The following is a 12,721-nucleotide window of genomic DNA, read 5'->3' as shown; positions in this document are numbered from 1 at the left end:
GAACAGATATTCATTTTTCTTCAGGTCGATATACTTGAGTTTTCGGATTTTGTCGGGTTGAGCACAAAATAAATACGACAGCATGTAAAGCATAATTCGTGCCTGATTACAAAACCATACTAAAAACTTTTTTCATGATGTTGACCGTAACCCGACTTTCTTTCTTGACGAAGGGTTTTAATAACAGGTAGTGTGAACAAACATCTTGGCAGATTTTCAAAATCCCGGAATATAAAACCCCCCTATGTTTGGAAAAAAAATGAGAAGAGCAACCATACACCTGATCCTGCTTCTGATCTGGGCTGTTCCGACCCTGGCAAGCCTCTCCCTTGTCATAGAGACACAGCATGAGCACATGCAAACACCAGTGGACTCGAGGCCTGCCGTACTTTTCTGCCAGTTTATCCCATCAATTGCAGAACAGTTCATTGGTATGCCTGTGTTAGTCGGCGGACGCCCTAATCAGACAGGAAGCACGGATAATTCATGGCTATTCTACTCCATTTACGCCGGGGCTGCTACCAAAGCAGGGCTGGTATACAAGAACTTGATGCCCATGAACCTTTTATTAGACAACACCCACAGTATTAAAGCAGATGATGTTCAAAACGGCGACCTGATTGTGCTCAACAATGATCTTACCGCCATGGTTTACCAGGTGGATCCCAGCGGCCGGATGCATTTTATCTATGCATCAAAAAAAAGGGGGGAGGTCACGACGTTCAACAGCGATCATTTAGTTTATTATGCATACTGGCTGGAGAACTTGAAAGGTTTTTTCAGAATCAATGAACATATGCTCATGCCGGCCCGCCGCAAATGAACCTTTGACCTACATCTGGCACATGAAATTAAGTGCCTTACGCCTCAGTTTCTGTCACAAAAAACAAAAAATAGTTTCTGCGGCGCAGTAGCCGCCTTAAACAGATCTTTTCTCAAGAATATCAAGGATTTTTTGACAATTTTCGGCAGCCCTGTCCCTGATGACACCAGCCTTTTCCATAATTTTTTTGCGGTATTCGGGGTCATTGATATCGTCCATGTTGTTTATCAAAGTTCTATAAGCACCCCAGATACCCACCTCAAGGGCTCTGGCACCGAGCACCACATCTGACCGGGAAGCGATATTACCGTATTGCGCCACTCCCAGCATGGCGTCCCATGCCTTATCACCCAGAGTCATGATGGACAAGGGCACCTCAATAGCTTTCTTTAGGCCAAGCTCAAGCTGCGCCTTTCTGAAACGATTCTCTTTTTCCGTATTTTCCGGCAACCCCAGGGCTGCCACATAATCTGCAAAGGCATTGGTATCTGCATCAATCATGGGAATCAACGCCAAAGCTGCTTCATGCAGCGATGGAATCAGTTTTCTCATTTCAGCGTCAACCGCTTCAAACTTTCTGACCCCCAGGGTCAATTTACCCACCATGGCGCCAAGCCCTGCGCCCAGGGCTGCAATGACTGCCGATGCAGAACCGCCGCCAGGGGCTATACTCCTGTCGGCAACCTGTTCAATAAAGGCCCGGACACTCATACCGGCCAAAGGCTCATTTGGCGCCGTAGCAATGATGTACTCTATAATCTTGCTCTTGGGATCAAAAGGGGCAACGGAATTCAGGCCCAAACGTTCAACAGCCAGCCGGATCTTCTGGTCTTCATCCAGAATAAAGAGTCCTTCTTTTTCAATATAATACTCGGCTGCATGTAAAATTGCCTGAAGGGGGACAACGCCCACAATCTGTGAACCGGCCACTGCAATTTTGAGCTTGGCAGCCTCCTCTTTAACGGCTTCAAACAGGATATGGGGCGGTGTGACAAGATAGTTGTTCAGGTTCAGCGTAACCTGAGCCAGGTTATGTCGAGTAGCCCGAGGGAACCACCCCCTCAGGCCCTCACAGAACCGGACGTGAACGTCTCCGCTCATCCGGCTCCTATTGACCAGCCTATGCATAGAGTAGTCTCCAATGGGCAAACAAATTTGGCTGTCTTCGTGCAATTCGAGCCAGCCACTGACTTGCCCTTCGTCGATGTCCCCTAAAACGTTTGTATTTCCTTGTTGCCCAAATCACCAACCGGCGATCCAGGCACCTTAAGGCCGGGTAGAGTGCAGATTTATAAAACCTGCCATAGTAGTTAATCCAACCTTGAATGACAGGATTGAACATGTGGGCTAAATCTTCCAGGCTCTTGTCACTGCGCCTGGGCCAATTCCACTTTCGTGAGGTTTGCCGAATTGCTTTTGCTGCTTTATTGCTGACAGCAGGAGAAAAATTAATGAAGAATTTTCCCCATCGGTTCTTTGATTTCCGAGCACGAAATGTATAACCCAGAAAATCAAAACTTGTCAGGGCATAATCCTTTTGCCGGTCTGTATCCTTGCAGTAGACTATTTTCGTCTTCTCCGGATGTAATTCCAGTCCCACATTCTCCATTCGCTCATTCAGCTTTCTAAGCAAATATTCAGCCTGGGCAAGGCTTTTACAATGGCACACTGCATCATCCGCATAACGCTCAAACGGTGTGGCCGGGCACTGCCTTTCCATCCAGTTGTCAAATGCATAATGCAAAAAGAGATTGGCCAGCAAGGGACTGATAACACCTCCTTGCGGGGTTCCCTTCTTTGGATGGAATAGTGTGTGGTCTGTCATCATCACAGGGGCTTTCAGCCACCGTTCTATATACAGAAGCACCCATCTGTCATCCGTGTGATACCGAACTGCTTTCATCAAAAGATCATGGTCAATATTATCGAAAAATCCTTTAATATCAAGATCCAATACCCAGTCATATTTCCAGCAATTCTCCCGGGCTTTCCCAACTGCATCCAAAGCAGATTTCTCCGGTCGATAGCCATACGAATCCGGATGAAAATGTTTTTCCAATTCCGGCTCCAATTGCTGTTTGACTATCTGCTGAGCGATTCTGTCCGACACTGTCGGTATTCCCAACGGCCTCATTCGACCGTCTCCCTTGGGTATTTCCACCCTCATTACCGGAGGAGGGAAATAACTGCCGGAGGACATCCGATTCCAGAGCTTGTAAAGATTGTCCTTTAAGTTAGACTCAAACTCTTCGATTGACTGTCCGTCTACACCGGCAGCCCCTTTGTTGGCTTTAACCCGTTCATATGCCTCCATAACCTCAAGTTTAGGAATACAAAACGGCTTTGCTTGGTTCAATCCAATCCTCCTGTTTCCAGTTGTTTTCTTTACTTCAAGCTGGTCAATGCTTCCCCTTCGCTCCAATTCCATTACAGAATCTTCATCACTACTACGGGTCGCTCCGCCCCTGTGCCCTGCATCGGTACTCTCATACTTACGGGTCCTCCGCTTGTATTTCTCCCTTAGCATCAGGGCGACAGGTTCCCACGTTCCACACAAAAGCCTGTCCCAAGTTCACGCCACCTTTATGCCGGAGGCCGCCCGGCCAGTAAACAGGTAACCGCCGAACTTATCCCGGGTTAACGACTACCCCCCGGTTTTGACCTCATCCCTACGCTTTCGACACTTCAATAGTGATTCACTTGCGTTCGTCTCCTTGGAACCTACCTGACAAGATCTTGTCCTGCCTTTTCCGTAACGCTCACCACCCCGGCTCTTAACCGGCGCAGCTTACGGTGGTTTGAAGCCTCCACCTGCATGGCGGCTTCGAGGGGCCTTCCCTCATCTTTTGTGCAGCATGGCTGCACTGTTTATTGCAACAGTGTCTGCCTTCGTGGCACACAGTCATCGACATACCAACCCATCCCCTTCACCGCCTTGAAGCGGCCTGGCTGTTCAAGGCCTCTGCCTGCTTCACGCAGATTCAGTGCAATGCGGTGGGCCTGGTTGGGGGTACCCAATAAATTAACATTATATGCAATAAGAAAAAACCGGGCACCGGTTACTGTAGCCCCCCACTCGGGTACAAACCTGGCCGGACCGAAATCAGGCTTCCATTTTTCCTGGACAATACGTTGGGGAATGCCTTCATACTGCCCTTCCCGGATTTGGGGCAATTTTTTGCGGTAATCCAGGATGGCGGAGGCCTCGTACAGATAGACCGGGACATCAAGTTCTTCGGCCAGTCTTTTACCAAACTGTTTTGAAATTTCAATACACTCGTCCATGGTCACACCTGTCACCGGAATAAATGGGCAGACATCCAGGGCACCCATGCGGGGATGTTCCCCATGGTGTCGGCGCATGTCTATTTTTTCCCGGGCCACCCCTGATGCGGCCAAAGCCCCTTCGACCACACTATCAGGGTCTGCCACAAAGGTATACACAGTCCGGTTGGTTGACTTGCCCGGATCCACATCCAGCAGGCTGCATCCGGGTGTTTTGGCGATGGCATCAGCAATGGCATCAATGGTCTGCCGGTCCCGTCCTTCAGAAAAATTGGGCACACATTCAACAATTTTATTCATAAAACAACCTTTAGGTATGAAATCCAAAGCCTTCAGGCTTGGGTAACTGAGCACTGATTATCATAAAACCACAAACTAATATAACATGTCATTTGCCTGATTCCCATACACAAATATAGGGTAGGCCACCGGTATTGCTGACAATTAATTCCCCCCCCCGACAACCTCTTTCAAACTATTCAATTTAAGAAATCAAGCATCTTAATATATACGCGCGGATAAAACTTGCATTTTCTCCTACATTAAAGGTAGTATCATAGGGCATGAATTTAACGATACAGGCGACGACAGATCCAAAAAATTAAAAAATTTTAACAAAAAAAAGAGGTTAAAACATATTCTTCATCACAAAAAATTGAGTTTATAATTCAACTTTTTAAAAAAGCAAATACTTATTAATCCTGTAAAGGTAAAGGGGATTGAATTTTTAAAACAGTTGTGAAAATATTAGCGAATTAACTTGAATAGAGACTTTTTAGACCCACTGGTTTTAACAATTTTCATCAGGAAAGGATATCAAATGAATACGGTCGATATTCCCAGGCTCAGGGAAATAGTCGGGGGAAAAAACATAAAGACAGATCCGCTTGACTTGTATGTTTACGGCTCAGACGCATCTGTTTACCATGCCGCACCATGGGTTATTGTCAGACCTGACAATACCGGTCAGGTTCAAAAAGTACTGGCTTATGCCAATGATGCAAAAATACCGGTTGTCCCCAGGGGCGGTGGCTCGGGCATGTGCGGACAAACCGTGTCGTCCAAGGGCGGCATTCTTCTGGACATGAAGAACATGAACCGGATACTTGAAATCAACCTGCCAGATGTTTACTGCCGGGTGGAACCGGGTGTGGTGGATGATGATCTCAACGCCGCGCTTAAACCTTACGGGGTTTTCTATCCCCCGACACCGGCCTCTTCACGTATCGCCACCATCGGTGGTGAAATCGGCAACAATGCATCGGGAGTTCGTTCCGTTAAATACGGCGCTACCCGGGATGCTGTCCTGGGCATGAAAGTGGTGCTGGCCAATGGTGACCTAGTAACCCTGGGTTCCCATACCCGGGTGGAGGCGTCCGGTTATCAACTTGAAAAACTCATTGTGGGTTCGGAAGGCACCTTAGGTGTTGTGGTGGAAGCGACCATGAGTTTTGTACCCATCCCCGAATTCAGATGCCTGGGCGTTGCCAATTTTGACAGTCTCAGGGATGCAGGCAATGCCATCGCTGACATCATGGCCTCGGGCACCATCCCCTCCATGCTGGAGTTGGTGGATGACGTTGCAATCAAGGCAGTAAATAAAACCATGAACCTGGGCCTTAAGGAAGTGGCAGCCTCCCTGCTTTTTGAATCCGACGGAAAAGTTAAGGAAGCCGTGGATTACGAAGTTAAAAAAATGGAAGAGATCTGCAAAAAGAACAACGGTGCCGACCTCTGGTACAGCTTTGATGCCAAAGAGCGCGAACAGATCTTCATGGGCCGTAAGAAATTATTCCCTGCCCTGTCACAATTTGACGCCAGTATGGCTTCCACATCCCTGGCTGACGATATGGCAGTACCCTACTCCAAAATGGCGGATATGGCCGCCAAAATCCATGAAGCCGCCGAAAAGAACGGCATCATTATGACGGCATACGGCCATTGCGGATCCGGGTGCATGCACACCAAAATTATGATGGACACCAGTAAGAAAGAGCAATGGGAGGGCGCCCAGAGAGCCATTGCCGAGATCTATGAATATGTAAATTCCGTCCAAGGCACCACTTCTGCTGAACACGGTATCGGCATTTCCAAAGCCAAAGCCTTCAAGACAGAGAAACACGATTCCTTGAAAATGATGGCTGCCATCAAAGCGGCTCTGGACCCCAACAACATTCTCAATCCAGGCAAACTGCAGCAGGCGCCGGATAACTGGGTCACGGCTACTAACCTTAGATATGCTGTCAACAGCTGATAAAGGATCACAGGGACTATTGTTATGCAGACAGAAAAAATAAAATTTAAAAATCTAGAAAAATGGGAAGGCATGCTGTCCAAGTGCATCCGGTGCGGATACTGCTACGAGCACTGCCCCATGTTTAAATACACCCGGTGGGAATCCGATGCACCCCGGGCTAAAAACATTTTAGCCCACGGACTTTTAACCGGTGAGGTTGAATTGACACCCGAAATTGCGGAAAAATCGTTCAGTTGTTTTTTCTGCAAACGGTGTGAAGCAGCCTGTTCCTCCGGGGTTAAAATAACGGATATTATGCTGGACCTCAGAAGAGATCTGGTTGAATTGGGATATAATGGTCCGGGCACCACATCTATCACCGCCCGTTCCTGTGCCAGGTGCCTACAGTGCGTCAGGGCCTGTCCCCATGATGCCCGGGAATTTGTTGACGGTGAGGGTATTGTCGTGGATCCGGTAAAATGCCAGTCCTGCGGCATCTGTGTTGAAATTTGTCCCATTGAAGCGATCACCATCCCATTATCATTCGGCACCGACAAGGTTGAACTGGAGAGGAGAGCAGTTGAGTTCCTCCACTCCCGTGAATCCGCTAAGGTCATTATGTATGCCTGTAACTGGTCATACCATCCCGACATTCAGAACTCCAGATTGCCGGAATCGGAACTCGAAGAGAAGGAATATGAAATCCTGGTGAACTTGTGTGGCGGCCGTATTGATCAAAATCTTTTATTGACCCCGTTCCTTAATCAGGCATGGGGCGTTCTGGTGGGCGTTTGCCCGGATGACAAATGTAACCATAACGGCCCAGAAGCAGCCAAAAAACGGGTAAAAAGAATGAAGGAAACCCTTGAAAGTCTTGATATAAATCCCGAACGAATCCATCTGGTTCAGATTCCTGCTGGTGACAAACAGTTGTGCCAGGCAGAAATTGATACCTTTATGGAAAAGATAAATCAGATGGGCCCAATACGCTAAACTTCAAACCCACACATAGATGATCTTTTCGTCCAACTATGAGCTGACGCTCTTGTTGGAATCTGCGGCGGATAAGAATCTTAATCCCCGGAATATTTAATATATACCGAAGATTTTAATTTTTATCCGCCGTAAACGTAAACGAAAAGCCAATTATGATAAGAAATTGAATAAAAGATATTAAAATAACTCCAGGAAGGAGAAAATAATGGCAAAAGTACAGATACCGTATGGTAAAGAAAAAATTGAAATTGAAATTAATGATAATAACCTGCAAGGCGTATATTTTCCAAACGACGTAGAAAAACGAGAGTTTGCTGCTGAGTTCGCAAAAAACTTGGAAAACGCAAACTTTGCAAAATTTATGGAAGGTGATGAGAGAGTCGTCTTCATCGTCAATGACGGAACCCGCCCTACCCCTACAGCAAAAGTACTTAAAGTCATTTATGATGACATCAAGGATAAAGATATCTATTTCATCATCGCCACAGGTGCCCATAGAGCCCCGAATGATGAAGAATTTGAATACATTTTTGGAAAAGAGATTTATGAGGACCTGAAAGCAAAAGACAGAATCTGGTCACATGATGCCAAAAACGATGAGATGGTATACTTAGGCAAATCTACAAACGGTACTGAGATGTACCTGAATAAAATTGTAGCCGAAGCTAAAAAAACTATCGTGATCGGCTCTGTGGAACCCCACTATTTTGCCGGCTATACCGGCGGCAGAAAAGGCTTTTTACCTGGTGTAGCATCTTATGAGACCATAACGCAAAACCATAAATTAGCACTAAATAAAAGCGCAAAAGCGCTTGCATTGGATGGCAATCCCGTACATGAAGATATGATGGATGCCATGAATGTATTAAAAGATATTCAAGTGTTTTCCATTATGACTATTTTAGATAAAGACCATAATGTATATGAAACCACGTGTGGAGATCTTGTAGGCGCATTTTATGATGCCATAGACAGTGCAAAAAAAGTGTTTTGTGTTGACATAGAAGAAAAAACCGACATTGTAATCTCTGTGGCTCCTTATCCAATGGATATAGATCTTTACCAGTCTCAAAAGGCGATAGATAATGGTAAGCTCGCGCTCAAAGAAGGCGGCATATTAATATTTGTATCACAATGCAGAATGGGAATCGGCGGCAAAACATTCTTTGATCTGATGGCCTCTTGTGCCACCCCCCAAGAGGTTCTTGATAAAATAAAAGTTGAATACAAACTGGGTTATCATAAAGCCGGTAAAATGGCTGAGATCAATACCTGGGCACAGACCTGGGGCGTTACTGAACTACCGGAAGACGAGATAAAAGCGGTTCACATTAAACCCTTTGACAGTGTAGAGGCGGCTTTGGAAAAAGCATTTGAGCTAAAAGGCAAAGATGCCAAAGTAACCGTACTTCCATTGGGTTCTCTTTCAGTGCCTAATATATTAAACGACTAAGTCAACCACCCCTCCTCAATCAAAGATTCAGGAGGGGTTTGTAAAAGCTCTGTGAGCAAGGAGCGGTCGACCACGTTGTGAAGCCTGCTGAACATTGGCGAGGCACGAACCCTACCCCTCTTCGGAGGGTATGCATAACCGAAAGGGTTTTTATTAAAATTACACATGACCATTGACACCAACCCATAAAATAACCGTATGGATGAAAATTTGGATCTTCTTTCAGGCACAGGCAAATAAAACGGATACTGAAGGTCTCAAAAAAAGCGGAATATAGAGAAAGCGGAACTTATATATCCTATCCTGATTAAAATGGCACTGCAAGGGATGACAATAAAAGGCGTTTGATACCCCTTGCGGTGCTAATGAATCAGTCTTGACGAGGGTCTCTTTACCGGCATCGGCACTCCTGACAGCAGGGCTTTTCCGGAGGCAGGTGGCACGAACCGGACATTTTCAAAAATCATTTTCAAGCCTTGCAGACCCAAATAATTTTCTGAAAACAATTCTGCCAATATTTCTGGCACTGTTATTGCTTTATTTCGGCGTTCAGATGCCCGTATACACGGCCTTGATTGCTGCCGGGTGACCGCGGTTGCGACATCAAAATCTATTCGGGCTGTTTCCATCCCCTAAATCAACATATTAAGCGGCCTTTACCTACGCTTGGGAGCAAAAAGATGACCACTGAAGTAATTGACCCCCATATCACAAATGAAGATCTGGAGCGTTTTAAAGCGATGTTGAACACCTCCATGAAAGAGTTGCTGGAGCAAGCCGACTCTGCCGTTTCTGAACTGATACTGGAATCCAGCAGGGATACGGAGCTTATTGATTCCACGGCAGCCGATATCAACCGTACCATGAACCTGCACCTGCAGAGCCGGAAAAGCAGGTTGATCAAAAAAATCAAAGACGCGATTAAACGAATCGAAGAGGGCACCTATGGATATTGTGACATCTGTGGTGAAGAGATATCCCTTAAACGGCTTGAAGCCCGTCCTGTGACCTCCAAATGTATAGCGTGCAAGGAGGCCCAGGAGCGGATGGAAGCCCTTCTCTCCTGATTCGGACCTGGGATGTCCGGTAAAATCAAAAAACACCTTCACGCTCAATACAGAGCCTATAATCTTGGTCTATCTATCTTTAGACTATTGTTGCCGGTTTTGCCTGTGGAATTCACCTATGATGTCCGCCAGATTAAAAGACTCTCACGCATCTGCATCGGCCCCAGGCAGAACCGTTTTAACTGATCCTGCTCGACCCAGTCCCGCCTTATTTTCAGGTTGGGTGACCGACCGTCCCCGCCATCAATCAAACGGACCATTCCCTTCATACCGCGAATGGATTGCCTGCGATAGGAATCAAAGCAGTATATCCACTCGTCATCCATGGCCGTTACCATAAGATAATGTTCGTCACGGGGGGTTAAAAGGATATTGCACAGCACCACCCCACCACCTGACAGGCAGGATTCGATCTGGGCGCCCGGCACCATGGTAACCCGTTCTTTTTCCAAAAATTGTGTGGCAACGGAAAAAGACTTCCTCCGGTAAGCATTGAGCCAGTTGCCCACCAGACGTACGGCATATTTACTGGTACCGCCAAGACCGAACCGGGAATCGTGCCCCACCGTATCAAGACAGTAAAGATAAATATGCCGGATAACCATGGGGGGGATTTCTTTACGATGGAACAAAAAGGAAATGGCATTGGTAATGGCTGTGGGCACACAGTCATACTCAGAAATCTGGTAGTGAAAGGGCGAATACATCAACAACTATCCTTTGGCTTTAAACTCTGCTTTATCTATTCCCAGTTTTTTCATTTTGGCATACAGGCCCCTGGGATGAATGCCTGCAATTTTTGCGGTTTCTCCAATTTTCCCATGGGTTTTTTTCAGCACCATGGCCAGATACAACGCCTCCACCTGATCATACACGGCGTCCCGGACCTGTGGCAGGGTCATGGTTTCCCATTCCTGCGGCATGGAAAGTGCCGATATACTGCCGTCCATCCGGACGGGTTTGGTATTATGGAAAACCGACGGTAACTCTTCTAAGGTGATCATATCTGACTTGCACAGCAGGACGGCCCGTTCAATAACGTTCATCAGTTCCCGAATATTACCCGGCCAGTGGTAGTTGCACAGGGCCTCCATGGCCGGCTGGGAAAATCGTTTGAGATTTCTGCCGAATTTCTGCTGGTTCATGGTCAAAAAATGGTTGGTCAGTGAGGGGATGTCCTCTTTACGTTTTCTCAAAGGGGGAAGCGTTAATGAAATCACCCCGAGGCGGTAATAAAGATCTTTTCGGAAAGTACCCTTTTCAACCTCTTCTTCAAGATCTTTGTTGGTGGCTGCAATCACCCGGACATCCACCCATACCGATTTTTCACCGCCCACCGGCGTAAATTCGAGTTCCTGGAGTACCCGGAGCAGTTTGGTTTGCATCTGCAGGGGCATCTCACCGATTTCATCCAGAAAAATAGTTCCGCCATGGGCAAGTTCAAATGCCCCCCGCCGCGAACGCACAGCCCCGGTAAAAGCCCCCTGCTCATGCCCGAACAGTTCGCTTTCCATCAGTTGTTCCGGAATAGCTGCCATATTGATGGCAATAAAAGGACCTGTGGATCTGTGGCTGTCTGCATGGATGGCTTTGGACAGATGCTCCTTGCCCACACCTGTCTCACCGAGCAACAGTATGGTGGCATCACTGGATACCACCTGACGGGTTTCATCCAGAAACACTTGCATGTCCCGACTGTTGGAGGTAAAATCGTTAAGTCGGGGTAAAAAACGCCCCCGCCGGTCAAATCGTTCCGCATAATAGAACTGACGGCGGGATTCCAAGGTGGTTTCAAGGGCTTCTAAAAGACTGTCCATCGGGATACCGGAATAGAGCACCACATCAACCCCCGAGGCCAGAAGATTGGCATGCTCTTCCGAGGACTCCCGATTATGCAGTACGATGGTCATGGGCGATTCGGGCAGTTCATTGAGCAGAGAGATACTTGATTCAACAGGCTTGGGAATTGTGGGACTGCTGACGATGAACACATCGGCGCAACTTCTGGCAAGGGCCTGCCAGGAGAGTCTACTGGGTTTAAAAAACTGGAGTTGGACATCCTGTTGAGCCAGTCTGTTCTCAAGCTCGGTGCGTATTTTTGTCTCTTTAATGGCACATGCCAACCGAATCAGCATAAAAAGTGCATTCCATTTCCGGTAAAATATTGCTGTTTCACACAAAGTGCTGAAGTATATAAAAATTTCAAAAAACAAGCAACATACTTTTATAACGGATTTTAAATTTCAAAACACCATAATTATCAGATTAAAAATCGGCTAAAAAATACCAATTTAATCATGATAAAGCCATTTTTTCAAATTTAAGTAAACATTTGCGGAAAAAATCAGTATGTGGACCGCATTAAAAATATTAACCACCTGTTTTAATTAATATTATTTTTTTTCATACAAAGCTGGCACACAGATTGCTGAAGTGATGCTTGAATCAAACCCAACCCACCCGGACAAAACAGCCGGACAAAACCAAAGAGGAAAGGAAGTCATGACCAGGGAAAAGTTCAGCCGAAACAAAGGCAAGAGCCCAAGATTCAAAGAAAGCTACGATGAAGATTATGACTGGCAAGATCAGAAGGAAGACCAAAAACGCCGAAAAAAAATGAATAAAAAACCCAAACGCCCCACCGACACTATGGACAAATGGTAAGCAGTATCTCAAATTTAAAGGAGAAAAACATGACCGCTTTCAAAGCAATTAAAATAGACACCAGCCATCATGTATGGCGTATCTCCCCCACCATCGACACCTATGCTTACGACTCTGAAATGACCCGGGAATTTGTCCAAAAATTTTTTATCGGGAAAACTTCTCGGCTCAACATAACTTACAGACATTAGGTGAAT

13 protein-coding genes are annotated in these 12,721 nt (G+C 46.4%); 7 read left to right on the top strand and 6 right to left on the bottom strand.

Annotated features, from left to right (window positions below; all coding sequences use genetic code 11):
* Positions 1-259 precede the first annotated feature (259 nt).
* Positions 260-823 carry a hypothetical protein gene (locus DESPODRAFT_RS07930; RefSeq protein ID WP_004072689.1) on the top strand — a complete coding sequence of 188 codons (564 nt, stop codon included), beginning with the start codon at positions 260-262 and terminating at the stop codon, positions 821-823.
* Between the two features lie 96 nt (positions 824-919).
* On the opposite strand, the gene DESPODRAFT_RS07925 is transcribed toward DESPODRAFT_RS07930, so the two are convergent.
* The 4 genes from DESPODRAFT_RS07925 to ftcD form a co-directional block, all read right to left on the bottom strand.
* Positions 920-1,924, bottom strand: a complete 1,005-nt coding sequence (locus DESPODRAFT_RS07925) for a cyclodeaminase/cyclohydrolase family protein (RefSeq protein WP_245532042.1) — start codon at positions 1,922-1,924, stop codon at positions 920-922.
* Positions 1,925-1,943: 19 nt separating this feature from the next.
* A complete protein-coding gene (ltrA, locus tag DESPODRAFT_RS07920; protein WP_004072687.1) occupies positions 1,944-3,350 on the bottom strand; it encodes a group II intron reverse transcriptase/maturase in 1,407 nt (468 codons plus the stop codon).
* A gap of 194 nt (positions 3,351-3,544) precedes the next feature.
* Entirely contained in the window at positions 3,545-3,688 is a 144-nt protein-coding gene (locus DESPODRAFT_RS20290; RefSeq protein WP_172635710.1) for a hypothetical protein, read from the bottom strand.
* A 3-nt stretch (positions 3,689-3,691) separates the two neighbouring features.
* The gene (ftcD, locus tag DESPODRAFT_RS07915) at positions 3,692-4,408 is read right to left on the bottom strand and encodes a glutamate formimidoyltransferase (RefSeq protein WP_337833562.1); all 717 of its coding nucleotides are present in this window, start codon (positions 4,406-4,408) and stop codon (positions 3,692-3,694) included.
* A 520-nt stretch (positions 4,409-4,928) separates the two neighbouring features.
* On the opposite strand from ftcD, the gene DESPODRAFT_RS07910 reads away from it, so the two are divergent.
* From DESPODRAFT_RS07910 to DESPODRAFT_RS07890, 4 genes are all read left to right on the top strand, one after another.
* Positions 4,929-6,362: an FAD-binding oxidoreductase gene (locus DESPODRAFT_RS07910; RefSeq protein ID WP_004072684.1), complete on the top strand. Its 1,434-nt coding sequence runs from the start codon at positions 4,929-4,931 to the stop codon at positions 6,360-6,362.
* Between the two features lie 24 nt (positions 6,363-6,386).
* Positions 6,387-7,337 carry a hydrogenase iron-sulfur subunit gene (locus DESPODRAFT_RS07905; protein ID WP_004072682.1) on the top strand — a complete coding sequence of 317 codons (951 nt, stop codon included), beginning with the start codon at positions 6,387-6,389 and terminating at the stop codon, positions 7,335-7,337.
* Between the two features lie 208 nt (positions 7,338-7,545).
* Complete coding sequence (locus DESPODRAFT_RS07900; protein ID WP_004072680.1) at positions 7,546-8,793, top strand: lactate racemase domain-containing protein; 1,248 nt, start codon at positions 7,546-7,548, stop codon at positions 8,791-8,793.
* Positions 8,794-9,473: 680 nt separating this feature from the next.
* Positions 9,474-9,860, top strand: a complete 387-nt coding sequence (locus tag DESPODRAFT_RS07890; protein ID WP_004072679.1) for a TraR/DksA family transcriptional regulator — start codon at positions 9,474-9,476, stop codon at positions 9,858-9,860.
* Between the two features lie 116 nt (positions 9,861-9,976).
* On the opposite strand, the gene DESPODRAFT_RS07885 is transcribed toward DESPODRAFT_RS07890, so the two are convergent.
* Positions 9,977-10,567, bottom strand: a complete 591-nt coding sequence (locus DESPODRAFT_RS07885) for a hypothetical protein (RefSeq protein ID WP_004072677.1) — start codon at positions 10,565-10,567, stop codon at positions 9,977-9,979.
* Positions 10,568-10,573: 6 nt separating this feature from the next.
* Positions 10,574-11,995, bottom strand: a complete 1,422-nt coding sequence (locus tag DESPODRAFT_RS07880; RefSeq protein ID WP_004072675.1) for a sigma-54 interaction domain-containing protein — start codon at positions 11,993-11,995, stop codon at positions 10,574-10,576.
* 367 nt (positions 11,996-12,362) lie between these two features.
* On the opposite strand from DESPODRAFT_RS07880, the gene DESPODRAFT_RS20285 reads away from it, so the two are divergent.
* Entirely contained in the window at positions 12,363-12,524 is a 162-nt protein-coding gene (locus tag DESPODRAFT_RS20285) for a hypothetical protein (RefSeq protein WP_004072673.1), read from the top strand.
* A gap of 29 nt (positions 12,525-12,553) precedes the next feature.
* Positions 12,554-12,715: a hypothetical protein gene (locus tag DESPODRAFT_RS19955; RefSeq protein ID WP_004072671.1), complete on the top strand. Its 162-nt coding sequence runs from the start codon at positions 12,554-12,556 to the stop codon at positions 12,713-12,715.
* Positions 12,716-12,721 lie beyond the last annotated feature (6 nt).

The organism is Desulfobacter postgatei 2ac9 (genome assembly GCF_000233695.2).
Taxonomy (GTDB): domain Bacteria; phylum Desulfobacterota; class Desulfobacteria; order Desulfobacterales; family Desulfobacteraceae; genus Desulfobacter; species Desulfobacter postgatei.
This window is presented reverse-complemented; position numbering and strand designations above follow the sequence as displayed.